This window comes from Streptomyces sp. NPDC058307 (genome assembly GCF_042880295.1).
In the GTDB taxonomy this organism is placed as follows: domain Bacteria; phylum Actinomycetota; class Actinomycetes; order Streptomycetales; family Streptomycetaceae; genus Streptomyces.
On sequence record NZ_JBHVYZ010000091.1, the window covers coordinates 10,855 to 26,836 of the forward strand.

12 protein-coding genes and 1 pseudogene are annotated in these 15,982 nt (G+C 70.3%); 4 read left to right on the forward strand and 9 right to left on the reverse strand.

What is annotated here, in order from left to right; genetic code table 11:
• Both ACFVYN_RS38120 and ACFVYN_RS38125 read right to left on the reverse strand, forming a co-directional pair.
• Positions 1–138 (reverse strand): annotated as a pseudogene (locus ACFVYN_RS38120) (DUF397 domain-containing protein); the annotation flags it as partial.
• Complete coding sequence (locus ACFVYN_RS38125) at positions 135–1,010, reverse strand: helix-turn-helix domain-containing protein (protein ID WP_390006868.1); 876 nt, start codon at positions 1,008–1,010, stop codon at positions 135–137. The gene ACFVYN_RS38125 and the pseudogene ACFVYN_RS38120, both read right to left, overlap by 4 nt.
• A gap of 261 nt (positions 1,011–1,271) precedes the next feature.
• Here ACFVYN_RS38125 and ACFVYN_RS38130 point away from each other — a divergent pair, with 261 nt between their 5' ends.
• Positions 1,272–1,712, forward strand: a complete 441-nt coding sequence (locus tag ACFVYN_RS38130) for an ATP-binding protein (RefSeq protein ID WP_390006869.1) — start codon at positions 1,272–1,274, stop codon at positions 1,710–1,712.
• A gap of 1 nt (position 1,713) precedes the next feature.
• Here ACFVYN_RS38130 and ACFVYN_RS38135 read toward each other — a convergent pair whose 3' ends face one another.
• Positions 1,714–3,021 (reverse strand): PP2C family protein-serine/threonine phosphatase, encoded by a 1,308-nt coding sequence (locus ACFVYN_RS38135; RefSeq protein WP_390006870.1) that lies wholly within the window; start codon positions 3,019–3,021, stop codon positions 1,714–1,716.
• Positions 3,022–3,185: 164 nt separating this feature from the next.
• On the opposite strand from ACFVYN_RS38135, the gene ACFVYN_RS38140 reads away from it, so the two are divergent.
• Positions 3,186–3,998, forward strand: a complete 813-nt coding sequence (locus ACFVYN_RS38140; protein ID WP_390006871.1) for an SAM-dependent methyltransferase — start codon at positions 3,186–3,188, stop codon at positions 3,996–3,998.
• Between the two features lie 146 nt (positions 3,999–4,144).
• Here ACFVYN_RS38140 and ACFVYN_RS38145 read toward each other — a convergent pair whose 3' ends face one another.
• The 3 genes from ACFVYN_RS38145 to ACFVYN_RS38155 form a co-directional block, all read right to left on the reverse strand.
• Complete coding sequence (locus tag ACFVYN_RS38145) at positions 4,145–5,410, reverse strand: alginate lyase family protein (RefSeq protein WP_390006872.1); 1,266 nt, start codon at positions 5,408–5,410, stop codon at positions 4,145–4,147.
• Complete coding sequence (locus tag ACFVYN_RS38150) at positions 5,407–7,059, reverse strand: glycosyl hydrolase family 28-related protein (RefSeq protein WP_390006883.1); 1,653 nt, start codon at positions 7,057–7,059, stop codon at positions 5,407–5,409. The genes ACFVYN_RS38145 and ACFVYN_RS38150 overlap by 4 nt, the downstream gene beginning before the upstream one ends.
• A gap of 244 nt (positions 7,060–7,303) precedes the next feature.
• The gene (locus ACFVYN_RS38155; protein ID WP_390006873.1) at positions 7,304–12,502 is read right to left on the reverse strand and encodes a family 43 glycosylhydrolase; all 5,199 of its coding nucleotides are present in this window, start codon (positions 12,500–12,502) and stop codon (positions 7,304–7,306) included.
• 240 nt (positions 12,503–12,742) lie between these two features.
• Here ACFVYN_RS38155 and ACFVYN_RS38160 point away from each other — a divergent pair, with 240 nt between their 5' ends.
• Positions 12,743–12,919 carry a hypothetical protein gene (locus ACFVYN_RS38160; protein ID WP_390006874.1) on the forward strand — a complete coding sequence of 59 codons (177 nt, stop codon included), beginning with the start codon at positions 12,743–12,745 and terminating at the stop codon, positions 12,917–12,919.
• 99 nt (positions 12,920–13,018) lie between these two features.
• Here the strand turns inward: ACFVYN_RS38160 and ACFVYN_RS38165 are convergent, their stop codons facing one another.
• The 3 genes from ACFVYN_RS38165 to ACFVYN_RS38175 all read right to left on the reverse strand — a co-directional run bounded on the left by ACFVYN_RS38165 (position 13,019) and on the right by ACFVYN_RS38175 (position 14,924).
• Positions 13,019–13,918 carry a PfkB family carbohydrate kinase gene (locus ACFVYN_RS38165; RefSeq protein ID WP_390006875.1) on the reverse strand — a complete coding sequence of 300 codons (900 nt, stop codon included), beginning with the start codon at positions 13,916–13,918 and terminating at the stop codon, positions 13,019–13,021.
• Positions 13,919–13,948: 30 nt separating this feature from the next.
• A complete protein-coding gene (locus tag ACFVYN_RS38170; protein WP_390006877.1) occupies positions 13,949–14,407 on the reverse strand; it encodes an iron chaperone in 459 nt (152 codons plus the stop codon).
• A 61-nt stretch (positions 14,408–14,468) separates the two neighbouring features.
• Entirely contained in the window at positions 14,469–14,924 is a 456-nt protein-coding gene (locus tag ACFVYN_RS38175) for a carboxymuconolactone decarboxylase family protein (RefSeq protein WP_390006878.1), read from the reverse strand.
• Positions 14,925–15,101: 177 nt separating this feature from the next.
• Here ACFVYN_RS38175 and ACFVYN_RS38180 point away from each other — a divergent pair.
• Positions 15,102–15,982 (forward strand): helix-turn-helix domain-containing protein (locus ACFVYN_RS38180; protein WP_390006879.1); only part of this gene is annotated, 881 nt, incomplete at its 3' end.

A 15,982-nucleotide genomic window follows, 5' to 3' on the forward strand; every position in this document is an offset into this window, starting at 1 on the left:
GTCCACCCGGCCGTCGGCCAGGAGCTTCGTCTGCACGCACTGGCCGCCGTTGGGACCGCTCCACGGGGACTCCCAGCCCTGCTCGCCGAGGTCGGTGGCCGGCATCCCGTTGTAGACGTGACAGTCGGTGCTGGTCATGAGTACTCCTTGCGCATGCGGTTCAGGAGTGCCTTGCTGTCCGCGTCCGAGGTCAGCAGGGACATGCGGTTGTGCGCCTCCAGATGCGCCGACACGTCCGAGCGCTGGTCCAGGTACATCGCGCCGGAGAGGACCTCGGTGTAGACGATGTCCGGCAGCTCCGGCTCCTCGAAGCGGAAGTAGGTGAACGGGGCGCACGCGCCCACGTGGGCACCGGCCGTGAACGGCACGACGTCGACGCTGACGTGCTCCAGCTCCGAGATCTCCAGGATGCGTTCGATCTGCTCCCGCATGACCTCGGGGCCGCCGACCACCCGGTGCAGTACGGCCTCTTCCATCACCACCCACAACGTGGGCGCGTCGGGTCTCTCCAGCAGGCTCTGGCGGCGCAGCCGCAGATCCACCCGCCGCCCGAGGTCCTCGTCGGGCTCGCCCGGGAAGCCGCCGCGCAGGACCCCGCGTGCGTACGCGTGGGTCTGCAGCAGCCCCGTGACGTAGTGCGGCTCGTAGGTGCGCAGGGTCCGGGCCCCGGCCTCCAGGCTGACGTAGGCGCTGAACCACGTCGGCAGGACGTCCCGGTACGTGTGCCACCAGCCGGGCGCGTTGGCCCGTTCGGCGAGGGCGACGAACTCGTCGATCTCCTGCCGGTCGGCCCCGTAGGTCTCGAGGAGCTTCTCCACGTAGAGCGGCTTGAGGGCGACCTCGGCCTTCTCCAGGCGGCGGATGGTCAGGGACGTCACCCTGAGCGCCTTGGCGGCGTCCTCCAGAGAGGCACCCGCGCCCTGCCGCCGCTCCTGGAGTCGCCGGCCCAGGATCATGCGCAGCACGGTGGGAGCACTGGTGCCACCCGTGCCCGTACGGCCTTCGCTCACGTCCTGACCTCCTGAGGGGATGTCACCGGCACGAGTCTGACAGCGACTTGCTGACGCCACCAGGCCGATATCGGCTTTCTGAAATTATCAGGGAGCTGGTTGCAGGTTGAACTTGGGTGCGAGCATGATTACTTGCGTGAACCGTGCCGCCGACCGCGCGTACGGTTCCGTCAACCGCCCCCTACCCTCCGGCGGGTTGGCACTCCTGCCCCCGATGCGTCTCGCCCGGCCGCGCCGCCGCCCCCACGGAAGGCCAACACCGTGTCCCCCCACACGACCTCGTTCCCTCAGCTGTTGGACGCCGTGGACCAGGAGCGAACCCACTGGATCGAACTTCCCGCGCACCGCTCCAGCATCGGCGTCGCCCGGCGCTCCGTCGGCACCCGGCTCAAGACCTGGAGCCTGCCGGGCGAGCTGTGCTCGGACGCGGTGCTGCTCCTGTCCGAACTGGCCACCAACGCCGTGTGCCACACCCCCAGCGCGCGCATCCTGTGCGGCATCGGGCTGGTCACCGACGGGATCCTGCGGCTGGAGGTGCACGACCACGAGCGCTCGGGCCGCACGCTGCGCCGGTGTCGCGCGGACCTCGACGACGAGGGCGGGCGCGGACTGTTCCTGGTGGAGGAACTCGCGGACACCTGGGGGGTGGACCGGTCCAGACTCACCGGCGGCAACGCCGTGTGGGCGAACCTGACGGCCTGAACTAGCCCTTGCTGGGGGTGAGTTCGGCGAGCAGCAGGGTCCGGTCGTCCGCGCCGGCCGGATCGGAGGGGGCGTACAGCAGCCGTCGGCACAGCGAGGGGAGCGGGTCGTGGTCGACGGCCGCCGCGTCGAGGGCCTGGGCCAGGCGGGCGATCTCGTGGTCTATGTCGGCGTCCCGGGACTCGACCAGACCGTCGCTGTAGAGCACGAGCAGCGCGGGGTCCTCGATGCTCAGCACGGTCGGCTCGTAGGTGCCCGCGGCGAGGCCGAGCGGCAGGCCCGCGCCGACCAGCGGGACCGGAGCGGTCCGGCCGTCCGGGCCGCGCAGGAGCGGGGGAGGGTGACCGGCGCCCACGAGGGTGCAGGTGTGGTGCCGGGGGTCCCACTCGGCGTAGATGCAGGTCGCGAAGGAGGCGCCGGGAGTGTCGCTGGCCAGCGCGTCGAGCCGTCGTACGAGATCGGCCGCGGGGATGTCGAGACCGGCCAGTGTGCGTACGGCGGTGCGCAGTTGGATCATCGCCACGGCGGACTCCGGACCGTGACCCATGGCGTCCCCGACGATCAGGCTGACCCGGTCGCCCGGCCGTCTCAGTACGTCGAACCAGTCGCCGCCGATGATCGAGCCCTGTCCGGCGGGCAGCGAGCCGTGGGCGATGCGGCAGCCCTCGACCTCCTGGATCGTGCCCGGCAGCAGGCTGCCCCGGATGGCCAGGGCGGTGCGGCGCTCGTGCTCGTAGCGGCGCGCGTTGTCCAGGGCGACGGCGGCCCGCGCGGCCAGCGACTCCACGGCGGCGACCTCCGCGGTGAGGAACGGCCCCCGGTCCGGGCCGCGGGAGCAGGCGACGAAGCCGATCGCCCCGCCCCGCAGCCGCAGCGGTGCCACGAGGAAGGAACGCGTCCTGAGAAGTTCGCCGATGCGCGGTTCCTCGTCGGCGGAGGCGGCGAGCCGCTCGGCCGTGTGGGCGTCGACCGAGTCGAGCAACTGCGCGTGCCCGTCGACCAGCGCGCGGGCGTACGGGGTGTCGCGGGGGAAGACGATCACCTCGCCGACCGGCAGGGTGCGCTCCCAGGACTCGGGCGCGTCCGTGCCCACGCGCAGGGCCAGTCGGCGCGCCTCGATCTGGGCGGGGTCCGCGCCGGCGTACGTGGTCTCCTCGCGCCGCCACCGCTCCAGCAGATACAGGGACGCCGCGTCGCAGAAGCCGGGCGTCAGCGCGTGCACGACATGGCTGCCGGTCAGCCCCAGGTCGAGTTCCGAGCCGATGACGTCGGCCGCGGGGGAGAAGGCCGAACGGCGGGGCTGGGGCACCGCGGTGGGGGTGTCGGCTGAGCGGCTGTGCGGTTCGTTCCGCAGGGTCTTAGTGCCTTTCCGGGTGGGGGGTCCGGGCAACCCGGCGGCACGATCGATCGCCGGGCGTCGCAGCGCAACTATATGATGGAGCGTCAAGTGCACTGGTGGGAAAGGACGTTCTGGTGACCGACACGGATGCTCTGCCGCCAGGGACCGATCCGGACAAGGCGAGCGTAGCCCGGATGTACGACGCCTTGCTGGGCGGCGAGCACAACTTCGCCATTGACCGGGAGGCGGTGGCGGCCGTCACGGCCATCGACCCCCAGGTGCGAGCGCTGGCCCGCGCCAACCGCGCCTTCCTGGGGCGGGCCGTGCGCTTCCTGACCGACGCCGGCGTCCGCCAGTTCATCGACCTGGGCTCCGGGATCCCCACGCAGGGCAACGTCCACGAGGTGGCTCAGGCGGCGAGCCCCGAGGCCAGGGTGGTCTACGTCGACAAGGACCCGGTGGCCGTCGCCCACAGCACCACCCTGCTCTCCGACAACCCGCGCGCCGACATCGTCGACGCCGACATCCGGCGGCCGGCCGATGTCCTGTCCTCGCCGCAGGTGCGCGAGCTGATCGACTTCGGTCAGCCGGTCGCCGTGCTCATGGTCGCCATCCTGCACTTCGTCACGCCGGAGGAGAATCCGGCCGGCATCGTCGCCGCCTTCCGGGACGCCCTGCCCGAGGGCAGCTGGCTGGCCCTGTCCCACGCCACCAACCAGGACCGCCCCGACACGGCCGCCGCGGTCACCCAGCTGTACCGCTCCCGGGCCACCTCACCGGTCACCGCCCGCTCCCACGACGAGATACAGGGCCTCTTCACCGGGTTCGACCTGACGGAACCGGGCCTGGTCCATGTCCCGCTGTGGCGCCCGGACAAGGGCGAGGACCTCCCGGAGAACCCGTCGGAGTACTGGGTGTACGCGGGAGTCGGCCGCAAGAGCGGGTGACAGGGGACAGGTGCCGACGAGGCGTGTCGGCGGCGGGAGTTCCCGCTGCCGCACGCCGGCTATGGCCTCTCAGGGCATGGTGCGGCTGTGGCCGTAGGGCGTCGGCCGGGCGACCGCCCCTGTCCCCGACGCCCGCACGACGGCCCTCACCCCGCGATGGAGTCCAGCTGTTCCGCCGCCGGACGCAGCGCCCACAGGTCGCCGCCCGGCGGCGCCTCCAGTGACGGAACAGCCCTCCGCGCCCGCACGTCACCGGCGTCCGCGGCCGCGTGCACGACGTCGGTGGCCGCATACCGCAGGAACTCCAGCTCCGGATGGGGCCAGCCGGCGGCTCCGGTCGCGGCGGGCAGCAGATAGTCCACCGCCTTGAACAGGCTCTGTCCGTCCGGGCCCCAGTACGCCCACAGATCGACCCCGACGTGCCGTCCGATGGCCGCGAGCCGGGTGTAGGCGACCAGGTCGAAGGTCGAGTAGTGCCAACTGCGCGTCCGGGCCAGCTCCTGGGGCTGACTGCCGTCGGCCGCGATCTGCGGTGCGATGCGCCTGCTCCGGGCGTCCAGGACCGTCCGACGGGCCAGTGCCTTGTCACCGGTCGCGTAGGCGAGGCCGGCGAGCAGCAGGTCGTAGAAGGTGCCGTGGTTGTTGGCCGCGGCGCCCTCCTGCTTGCCGAAGTCGCTGTCCTTGAGCCAGCCGAGGAAGTCGGTGTTCCACCGGGCCATGCCGGTGCGGTCCTTCCCGTTCCAGCCCGGAGCACCGCTGTTCAGGAGGGCGATCGCGTCGAGGACGCCGGTGTACGACTGCGAGAAGTCGATGATGCCGATGGCCCGGCCGTCGTACTTGCACGGGATGAACTGGGCGTGGTCCAGGTTGGGGTTCATCCGGGTGGCCGGGTCGAGGAACCAGGTGCGCAGCACCTGCCCGGCCTTGCGTGCGTACCGGCTCTCACCGGTGTAGTACCAGGCGAGGGAGAGGTCGTACGCGGAGTCGAAGGTCTTCTCGACGTCCTGGCGGTCGGTGCCGGAGTCGACCTCGGGATTGCGCTGGCCGTCCCGCTGGACGTACGGGCAGCCCCAGGGGTTGTCGGCGGTCGGGGTCTGGGAGGGCCACCAGTACGGGGCCTGGCTGAGGTAGTCGTGGACATCCCCGCCGGGGGCGGGCCTCGGCTTGTCGACGACGGTCCAGGGGCCCTGGTCCAGCCACTTGTCGGCGCGGGCGGTCAACGCCCTCACCGTGCGCCGCAGTTGCGGATCACCACGGTCGAGCCGGGCTTTCGTCAGCTGCAGACGGGCACCGTCCAGGACCGCGGTGTGCGGCGGGGGAGCGGTCTGTGCCGCCACCGGTGCACAGAGCCCGGTGGTGAGCGCGGCCAGGGCTGTCACCAGGGCGCCGCACAGGCGGGAACGCGCGCTCATCGGCCCACTCCGTTCAGCCGGCGCTGGGCCTCGTACAGGTTCCGTGGCCGCACCTCGCCCGGACTGCCGTACAGCTCCAGGCGGGTGTGCAGATCGCCCGTGAAGTCGGGGACGTCGATCTGGTCGAACTCCGTGACCGCGTCGACGCCGACGGTCGCGGAGTACGGCGCCAGACCGTCGATCTTCACCAGCCCCGCGCGGCCGTTGGTGACGCGGACGTTCCAGTGCGTGAACCGGGCGCCGAAGAGGGGGCCCGCGCTCGCGTCACCGCCGTGGCGGCCGTTGTTGTTCACGGTGATGTCGGTGCGGACATTGGCGAAGGGCAGACCGCGATGGCTGTCGAAGGTGCCCATCCGCATGTCACCGCGCGACCAGACGTTGTACGACGACAGCCCCTCGACGTTGATGCCGTGCAGCTGGGTGTTGGCTTGCGCGGGGCTGGTGCGCTCCTCGATCGTGAAGTCCTCCACGAGGTTGTCGTGCGAGCCCTCGCGGCAGAAGTAGGGGTGGTGGGAGCCGCGGCCCGCGACCCGCGTCCGGCGCAGGGTGCACGCGGAGGCGGCCACCAGGCCGAACCCGTTGTCGACATGTCGCACCGTCACGTCGTCCACCCAGCAGTCGTACGCGCACTGCAGCACGACGCCGTTGCGGCCCTTGTCCAGCAGATGCGGCTGCTGGGGGGTCAGCGCCGCCTCCAGGGTCAGGCCCTCGACCCCCGAGCCGGTCAACTCGGTCACATGCGTGGTCAGTTGTGGCGTCCACTCCGGGCGTAGGTCGAGTGGGAGCGGGCGTTCGAGGGTGACCTTGCGGCCGTGTAGGCGGGCGATGCGGACGGGCCACTCGTAGGGGACGTACGAGGTCAGTTTCGTCTTGTCGTCCCAGTAGTAGGCCTCCGTTCCGGGGCCACCGCCGCACATGTGCTCGAGGAGGGTGTGGTCCGCGTCGTCGGAGAGCCGCAGGAGGACCAGGGCACCGGGACGCAGCGACGACGCGTCGGCGACCGTCACCGTCCACGAGCCCTGCCGTGCCGGGGCGACCGTCGTGAGGGGCCGCCACTCGTCGCGCCGGTTGCCCGTCCAGCCCTCGAAGGGCCATGCCTTGGCCCGGATCGCGGCGACGAGGGACTCCCAACGGGCCCGGGGAGCCAGCCAGATGAGACCCCCGGCCCAGGACCAGGACGACTTGTCCCCGCCGTAGCGGGAGCCGTAGACCCCGATCAGCTCGGTGAGGTTCTTCGTCGCGTACAACGTCGTACGACCGCTGTCGGCGCCCTTCAGGACCACGTTCGAGTGGTCCAGCCGGATGACGTCGTCGATGAGGAACGTGCCCGGCGGGATGGTGACCGTGCCACCGCCGGCCTTTCCGGCAGCGGCGATGGCACGGTTGATCGCGGGGGCGGAGTCGGTCCTGCCGTCCGCCACAGCACCGAACCGGCGAACGTCGGCGACGACGGGGCGGCGGGGGAAGTGCGCCGCCCCGCCGCGGCAGCCGGCCCTGCCGACGTACGGGATCTGCGGGTGGGTGAAGGGGGTGCGGTGGAACTCCCGCCACAGTGACGGGACTTCGGTCGCGTTGGCGGCCGGTGCGGTGACGGTGGCGGCTGCCACGGCGACAGCACTTCCCAGCAGGCTTCGCCTGGTCATGCCCATGACATTCGGATGGCCCTGGGGGCCCGTGTGCACATTGCTCATGTCCGTTCGCCCTTCCCATGTGCCTTTCATGGATGTGAACGACGTTCAGAAGTGCGTTGGCCGGTGAGCATGCCACGAGGTTCATCGGGGCGAAAGAGGTTGCGCAGAGGTTAATCGACCACGTCCATGAACGGACGCCAACGACGAACCCCGCCGGCAGGAAGTCTGCCGGCGGGGTTCGGTTGCTGCGCGATGCCTGGGCCTACCGTCGGCTCTTTCCGACGGTGACGGTCCCGCTGATCTTCGAACCGGTGAGGTTGTCGTAGACGACGTCACCGCCGGACTTCTTCCAGATCCTGATGCGGAAGGTGTCCGGGGCATCGGTGGCGGTGACGCGGAAGGCATACCCGGCCTTGCCGCCCAGCGTGCCGGATCCCTGGTAGACGGCCTGAGAGCCGGTCACCACGAGCCAGTCGGAGCTGGTCGAACGGAACTTCAGCCAGGCCGGGCCGAAGTCGAAGGAGACCTTGCCGAGGGGCGCGACGGCTCCGGGTGTGTAGGCCGCCCCGAAGGAGAAGACGGCCTTGCCCGTCAGGCCCGGCTTGGCGGGGTAGGCGCCGGCCGGGGAATTGAACAGGCCGGCACCGAGCGCGGGCCCGGCCGCACGGTCGTAGACGATCAGCTCGGGCAGCGTCCTGCTGTCGGAGGCGCCATCGTCGTCGGTGACGGTGATCACCGGACGGCGGATCCCGGCCTTGGCGTACGTGTGCTCGGCCCGGCAGCCGGAGGCGGTGACCTTGCCGGACTGCGGCGCGCTCCCGTCCTTCCAGTCGACCTTGCAGGTGTGGGTGTCACTCCTGCCCGGGTCGGTGAACGCGGCCGTGACGACCGTGCTCTTTCCGGCCGGCACCGGGGACTTCGGACCCGTGGCCGAGACGATCGCCGGCGCCGCGTTGGCCACCTTGACCGTCACCGTGTCACTGCTGCGCCCGCCGGTCAGGGTGAGCGTGTAGGTGCCGTTGTCGGTGCAGGTGACCGTCGTGGCCGCAGCCCCGGGGGCGGCGACGGTGCAGGGTGCTCCCGCTGAGACGGTCCACTTCGGGCTGCCCGCACCGGAGATCGTGCCGTTCAGCGCGATCGCATCGCCTTCCTTTCCGCTCACATCGGCACCAGCGTGCACGATGCTCACCGGGTCGACGCCGGTCAGGGTGGGCACGACCTTCTTGATCAGGCCGTCCGAGCCGAACTCCATCTTGTCGATGGTCGTCTCGCGATGCATGCCGTCACCGCCGGGCATGGCGAACCGGTGATAGGCGATGTACCAGTCGTCGGTGCCAGGCACATGGACGACCGAGTGGTGGCCGGTGCCCTTGATGCCGAGGGAGAGGTCCTTCTCCAGGATCACGCCCTGCTTGGTCCAGGGGCCGGTGGGGGAGGCGCCGGTGGCGTAGGCCACGCGGTAGTTCTCGTCGCGGGTGTCGTTCTCCGACCACATCAGGTAGTAGGTGCTGTTGCGCTTGATGACGAACGAACCCTCGTTGTAGCCGCTGGGCGTGATGTCCTTCATCTTCGTGAGGTCGAGGGACGTCATGTCGGCGTTCAGCGGGGCCACGTAGGCGTGGCCGTTGCCCCAGTAGAGGTACGACTGCCCGTCGTCGTCCGTGAACACGGCCGGGTCGATCATCTGGCCGCTGAACTGGCCCGCCTTGAGCAGCGGTTGGCCCAGCGCGTCCTTGAACGGACCGGTCGGCGAGTCGGACACCGCGACACCGATGTTGGCGTCGGCACAGAAGTAGAAGTAGTACTTCCCGTCCTTCTCGGCGATCGTCGGCGCCCAGGCCCTGCTGTCCGCCCACGAGATGTCGGGGCCGAGGTCGAGGATGACGCCGTGGTCCTTCCAGTGGACCAGGTCGGTGGACGAGTACGCCTTGAACTGCGTACCGCTCCAGCCCTCGAAGCCGTCGGTGGTCGGGTAGATGTAGAAGGTGTCGCCGAAGCGGACGATGTTCGGGTCGGCGTTGAGCCCCGGCAGGACCGGACTCCTCATGATGAGCGCCGACACGGTCCAGGTGCGCTTCTTGCCGTCGGAGCCCGTCACCTCGTACGTCACCGGCTTGCTGAAGTCCTGCACGCTCCCGGAGGCGGGGCTGATCGCCGCGCCGTGGGCCAGGGTGAACTCCGGTGCCAGCGCGGTGAGATCGGTGCCCTCCTTCATCGGCAGGGTGACCTTGCTGTCCGCGTTGTCGACGATGGCGTCGACCTTGAGCGCCGGGTGCGTCGCCTTGGCGATGCCCGCGGTGTTGCCGCTGAGCTCCATGACCTCCGCGGCGGACAGGGCCCGGTCGTAGATGCGGAAGTCGTCGACCTCGCCGCCGAAGGCCGGGTCGCCGTCGTACAGGGACCGGCCGATGTAGCCGCTGTAGTCCTTGTTCGCGTCGTACAGCTCGGACGGCTTGATGGTGGTGGTCGTGCGGGCCGCCTCGACGCCGTCGACATAGAGGACCATCGTGCCGGTCGTCCCGTCGAGGGTGACGGTGACGTGCCGCCACTCGCCGGGCGTGAGCTGCGAGCCCGCCGTCAGCTTGGACTCCGCCGACCAACTCGCCTTGCTGATGGCCGAGTAGAGGCTGTTGCCGCCGTTGGACGGCGTGGCGAACAGGTACTTGTTGCTGTCGGGGCCGAGCCCGAACAGCCACTGGAAGCTGCTGCCGCCCTTCCACTTGGCGTATGTCGACACGGTCACGCTGTCGGCGTTCTTCAGCACACCGTTCGGGATCTTCACATACGGCGAGCCGGAGTCGCCGGACATCTTGAACGAGCCGCCGTCCACACCGGTGCCGAAATCGGGCGTGCCGACGTAGGTGCCGTGGTAGCCGTGTCCGCTCACGTCACGGGCGATGTTGCCGCCGCTCTCGTCGAAGCCGTAGTGCAGCAGCAGGTCGGCCGGGACGTCGGGGCCCTCCTGCGAGACGGTGACCTCGGCCTGGACCGGGATCGCCGCGCCGTCGGGCAGGCTGCCGGTGACCGTGAAGGTGCCCGCCCGGTCGTACTTCGACGCCGGGACGTCGTCCCAGGTGACCGCGACGGGACGCTTGACGCCGTCGGCGTAGGTGGCGATCACGGTGGCCGGCAGGACCGGCGCCTGGCCGATCCGCGTCTTCACGGAGATGCCCTCGACGCTCTCGACGAGCTGGTCCGGCTGGTACGAGCGCAGGAGCCGGTCGTACTCGGCCTGGGTGACCGGGAGGACGGTGCCGTGGCGCGGCCTGGCCGGCAGGTCGTAGTCGGTGACCGGGGTCCACTTGCCGGAATCGAGGTCGGTCGTCTCGAAGGGGATGTATCCGCGGCCCCCGAACTCGTCGAGGAACGCGTACCACTTCTCCTCGGTGTTCGACTTGAACACCAGCGGCCCCTCGGCGGCGCTCATCGCGCCCTTGCCGATGCCCTCCGCGACGGCGGTCCAGTCCGGGTTCAGGATCGAGTCGCTCTTCTCCTCGAAGATGAACTTGCTGTTGGGCGTCGAGGAGCTGTTGTTCCGCTCGTCCTTCGACAGGCGGTAGTAGGTGCCGTTGTTCTGGATCATCGTGGAGTCGATGACCGAGTAACCGCGGTCGATCCAGACCTTGGGCTCGCTGAAGGTGTAGAAGTCGCGGGTGGTCGCGTACATCATGCGGTTGTACGTGTCGCCGGAGTGCGCCGCGTTGTCGTACAGCTTCGACGCCCAGAAGACGACGTACTCGCCGAGCTTGCTGTCGTAGTACGCCTCGGGCGCCCAGGTGTTGCCCGCGCTGTCGGGCGAGACCTTGACCAGCCGCTGGTTCGTCCAGTGGACGAGGTCGGTGGACTCCCAGACCATGACGGACTTGCTGCCGGTGCGCTGCGAGGCGTCCCAGTCGCCGTTGCCGTAGATCCTCAGGTCGGTGGCGATCTGGTAGAACTTGTCGCCCTCGGGGGAGCGGATGATGAACGGGTCGCGCAGGCCCTTCTCGCCGAGCGTGGAGGTCAGGACCGGCTTGCCGTCGTTCAACTCCCGCCACTTCATGGGGTCGTCGCCCTTGCTGAGCGCGGCGTAGAGCTGCTCGCCGTCCGAGGTGCCCTCGCCGGTGAAGTAGCTGAACATGTAGCCCTTGAGGGCCTGTTTCGCGGGGAGTTCGGGAACCTTGGCGGCGAAGGCGCGGGTGGCCTTCGCGTCGCCCCTGGTGACGGTGGCGGTCAGCTTCACGGTGGCGTCGCCGTCGCCGTGTGCGGGGCGGTGGACCACGCCGTCGTCCGCGACGACGTCCTCGTCGGCGGAGGACCAGGAGACGGCGGTGCCGTAGTCACCGGTTGCCGGGAGGGTGAGGTTGCCGCGTACGTCGTCGATGTTGTGGACGGCGAGCGACTGGGCGGCCCGCTCGGCGGCCGTGGTGTCGTCGAAGTCCGGCAGGACCGTGACGTCGAAGCTCTTGGTGTCGGTCACGGAACCCTTCTTGAGGGTCGCCGTGAGCGTGGCGTGGCCGTCCGGCGCACCGGCGGCGGGGCGGGTCACCTTGCCGGAACCGCTCACCACGTCCGGGTTGTCGCTGGCCCAGGTGATGGAGGACCCGCCGGCCGTGCCGGTCTTCGGCAGGTCCAGGTCGGCCGTGACCGCGCTGGTGTCGCCCAGGCTGAGCGCGGCCTTGTCGGCAGCGATGCCCTCGGTGGCGAGCGGCAAGGTGAGCTGCTCGACCTCGGAGGCGGCGAGGGCTCGGTCGTAGACGCGGAAGTCGCGGATCCGGCCCTTGAACAGCTTGTCACCGGAGTAGACCGACTTGCCGATGTAGTTGGCGGTGGTGGTGCCGGAGCCGATGGCGCCGGGCGTGATGGTGACCGCCGTGTTGCGGCCCACCTCGACACCGTCCTCGTACAGGACACCGGTGGAGCCGGTCTGGGTGTAGGTCAGCTGCTTCCACACCGCGCGGGTGAGGTTGTGCGCGTCGGAGGGCTTCGTGGTCTGCTCGGTCGACCAGTTGCCGCTCGCGATCGAGGTGCGCAGGGAGTTGCCGGTGGCGAACAGGTACCCGTTGCCGGTGCCGCCGCTGGAGTTGCCGAAGCCGTAGAGGAAGTACGGCGTGCTCTGGGCGGAGTCGATCAGCACGTCCGTGGAGACGGTGATGGAGTCCATGCCCTTCATGACGTCGTCCGGCACCTTGATGTAGGTGTCGGAGCCGTTGAAGGCGAGGCCGTGCGCCGGGTCCGACCAGTCGGCGGTGCCGTTCACCATGCCGTCGCGGCCGTGGCCGGAGGCGTCGGTGACGGTAGTGCCCGAGGCGCCGTCCAGCTTGTACCAGAGGGCCAGTCCCTCGGTGACGTCCGCGGTGTCCGCCGCCTGGGCGGGGACCATGGGCGCGGCGAGGCCCAGGAACAGCGACGCGGCGGTCAGGGCGGCGAGGCGGCCCGCCCGGCGTCTCGCGCGGGTGCGCGGACGTGCTGGATACGTCATGTGGGGTTCCCTGCTGAGGCGTGGGGTGGCATGGCGGGGCCTCGGCGGTGGGCACCCTGCCGTTTCGGCTGTGTGACGTCGTGTTGCGAGAGTGTCAATCGGGCCGTACGGCGACGTCAATAGGTTTCGAACGATGTCCGACCAGTCGAACGACACGTTCTCCCCACATGTATGGGGGAGTTGGGGGCATGCGGGTTGTACCCAGCGTGACTACCTCAGACAATCGAAGGGACGGGCACCATGCTCGCCATCATCTCCGCGGTCCTGTTCTTCATCTCCTTTCTGATCAACGCTGCGGACATCTCGACCAATGACACCTTCAGTTCGACGAACATCATGCTGCTCGGCCTCATGGTGCTCGCGCTTCACCTGGCGGGCATCGGCAGCGGGTGGAGCGCACGGGGCCGCAGGTCCTGAGTCCTGTAACGGACGGGGCAGCCTCCAGCGGGGGCTGCCCCGTTCGGGCGTCCGGGGCCACGGTCAGGTGGGACGCCTCACCTTCCGAGCGGGGGGGCGTCACGATCCCCGCAACCAGGCCCGGGTGCCGAACGAGGCACACGCCCGTGAGGCCACCCCCGCCGCGGCGCGCAGGGCCTCGACGAAGGCGTACGGGGTCAAGTGCCCCTGACCGGCGAGGTGGTGGGTGAGCGCCCCATGCAGGACGTCACCCGCGCCCAGTGTGTCCGCGACCCGGACAACGGGCACCTCCACCGTGCCGGCGCCTTCGGGGCCCGCCCATTCGATGGGCCGCCCTCCGCGGCTCACCGCCGACCACACGACCCCGTGCTCGGTGAGGAACCGCAGGACGTCCGCCGGGGTGGTCGTGCCGGGCGGCCGGAAGTCGGCCGAGCAGACGGCCACGTCGATCCACGGCAGCAGCTTCTCCGTACCGGCCTTCCAACTGCCCCCGTCCAGAACGGTTCGCCGGCCGACGGTCCGCGCGACGCGAGCGGTCGCGGTAGCCAACTCCATGTGATGGCCGTCGAACTCGACGATGTCGCAGGCGGCCACCAGCGCGTCCAGGTCGTCGGGGGGCGTGAGCCGGAACCCTGTCGCGTTGGTCGAGGCGACGGCACGGTCTCCCGTCGACTCGGTGACCAGAATGGACGACACGGCGGGCGGCTCGGCCGAATCCGTCGCCAGGTCCCGCACGCGCACGCCCAGGTCCCGCAGCTCCGCCGCGACCGCGACTCCCAACGGATGCGAGCCGATGCCGGTCAGGAGCCCGGCCGCACCGCCCAGATGGCTGAAGGTCACGGCCGCGTTCGCCGCCGGACCGCCCGCGGCCACGACCTGCTGATGACTCGTCAGTTTCTCGTCAGGGCCCGGCACATGGTGCACCAGCTGAACGACGTCCAACGTGCACAGGCCGACGAACAGCCCCTCGGGACGTCGGCTGCTCGTCGGCCTGTGCATCGTGCGGCCACCTCTTCCCGCTCGCGGCCCTCAGCCCGCCGCCCTCTTCACCAGCTCACCGATCCGCTCCTCGTCCGCCGCGGTCAGCTTCGTGAGCGCGAAGGCGGTCGGCCACATCGTGCCCTCGTCGAGGTTCGCCTTGTCGTTGAAGCCAAAAGTCGCGTACCGCGCGTTGAACTTCTCCGCGCTCTGGAAGAAACAGACCACCTTGCCGTCCTTGGCGTAGGCGGGCATCCCGTACCAGAGCTTCGGCGCCAGACCGGGCGCGTTCTCCTTGACGACGGCGTGGATCCGTTCTGCCATGACCCGGTCCGTGTCCTGCATCTCGGCGATCTTCGCGACCACCGCGGCCTCGTCCTCCGCCGCCTTGTCGGCACGCGAGCTGCGGCGCGCCGACGCCTTGACCTCCTGGGCGCGCTCCTTCATCGCGGCGCGCTCCTCGGCGGTGAACGTCTCGGTCCTGCTGGTCGTCTTGCGCGTACCGGCCATAGCGGTTCCTCCTGCTCTACGGGTGGTCGGGCATATCTTCACGCGAGAACTGCCGTGGCGCTCATCCCCACGCGCCGGCGATCTGCCGGGTCGTGGCGTTGAGCCGGTTGAAGAGGTTGGTGACGCCGATCATGAGGACGATCGCGGCGAGCTGCTTCTCGTCGAAGTAGGTGGCGGCCGTGTCCCAGACCTCGTCGCTCACCGCGTCGGGACGGTCGGCGAGGCGCGTCGCCGCCTCGGCCAGCGCGAGCGCCGCCCGCTCCTCCTCCGTGAAGTAGGCGGCCTCCCGCCACGCGGCGACCGTGGCCAGCCGCTCGTCGCTCACTCCCGCCTTGCTGGCCGTCTTGGCGCCGCCGTCCACACACGCGCTGCATCCGTTGATCTGACTGACCCGCAGGTGCACCAGCTCCAGCGTCTGCCCGTCGACTCCACCGGAGTGCACGGCCTTGAGGAGCTGCTGGATGGGCTGCATCGCGTCGGACAGTACGACGGCGGGGTTCTGCATACGGGACTGCATCGGGATTCGCTCCTCTGTCGTACGGGGCTCCGCTGCGGCGGGGTGTGATTCCATCTCAGCCGAGAGGGCTTGTCAGGACGACGGCCGTGGGACACCGTGGGACGGCCGAAGCAGCCTTGAGCAGGCAGGATCCTGCCCGGACACGTTCTGCCGGGGCGGGACAGGGGGCGGGGGACAGTGGTTGAGCACGACAGGACAGGGGCCGTAGATCCGCGCGAGGAGCTCGCCGCCCGGCTACGGCTGCTCCAGGAGCTGTCCCGGCGGGGCGTGCGGGCCCTCGCGCGGGACGCGGGTCTGAGCTCCTCGTCCCTGTCCCGCTACCTCGGCGGCCAGACGGTCCCGCCGTGGCCCGCGGTGATCGCCCTGTGCCGGCTCGTGCAGCGCGATCCCCGCCCGTTGCGTCCCCTGTGGGAGCGGGCTTCCAATCCCCTGCCGGCACCACCGAAGACCAGCCGCCAGGTTCCCCCGCCCGCACCGCCCGCCGGTGTCCCGCGCCCGCCCCGCAACGACCTCCCGCGCGACGTGCCCGACTTCACCGGCCGCGAGGCCGAGCTCGCAGCCGTGCTCGACGGGGTGTCCGGCAGCGGGGTGATCGCCGTCGACGGCATGGCGGGCGTGGGCAAGACCTGCCTGGCCGTGCACGCGGCGCACCGGCTCGCCGCCGACTACCCGGACGCCCAGCTCTACCTGGACCTGCACGGCTTCACCGAGGGCCGCAGACCGCTCGACCCCGACCGGGCCCTGCGGACCCTGCTCGCCGCCCTCGACGTGCCCTCCGAGAAGGTCCCGCAGGACGGCGGTGTCGAGGAGCTGGCCGCCTGCTGGCGGTCCGAACTGGCCCACCGGCGGGCCGTCGTGGTCCTCGACAACGCCGCCGACGCCGACCAGGTCCGCCCACTGCTGCCCGGTGCCGGCCCCTCCGTCGCGCTCATCACGAGCCGCAACCGGCTGCTCGGCCTGGACGAGGTCCCGCCCGTGTCGCTGGACGTGCTGACCGAGCAGGAGAGCGCCGAACTGCTGGCCCGCGCCAGCGGCGAGACCGACGGCCACGTGGGGCG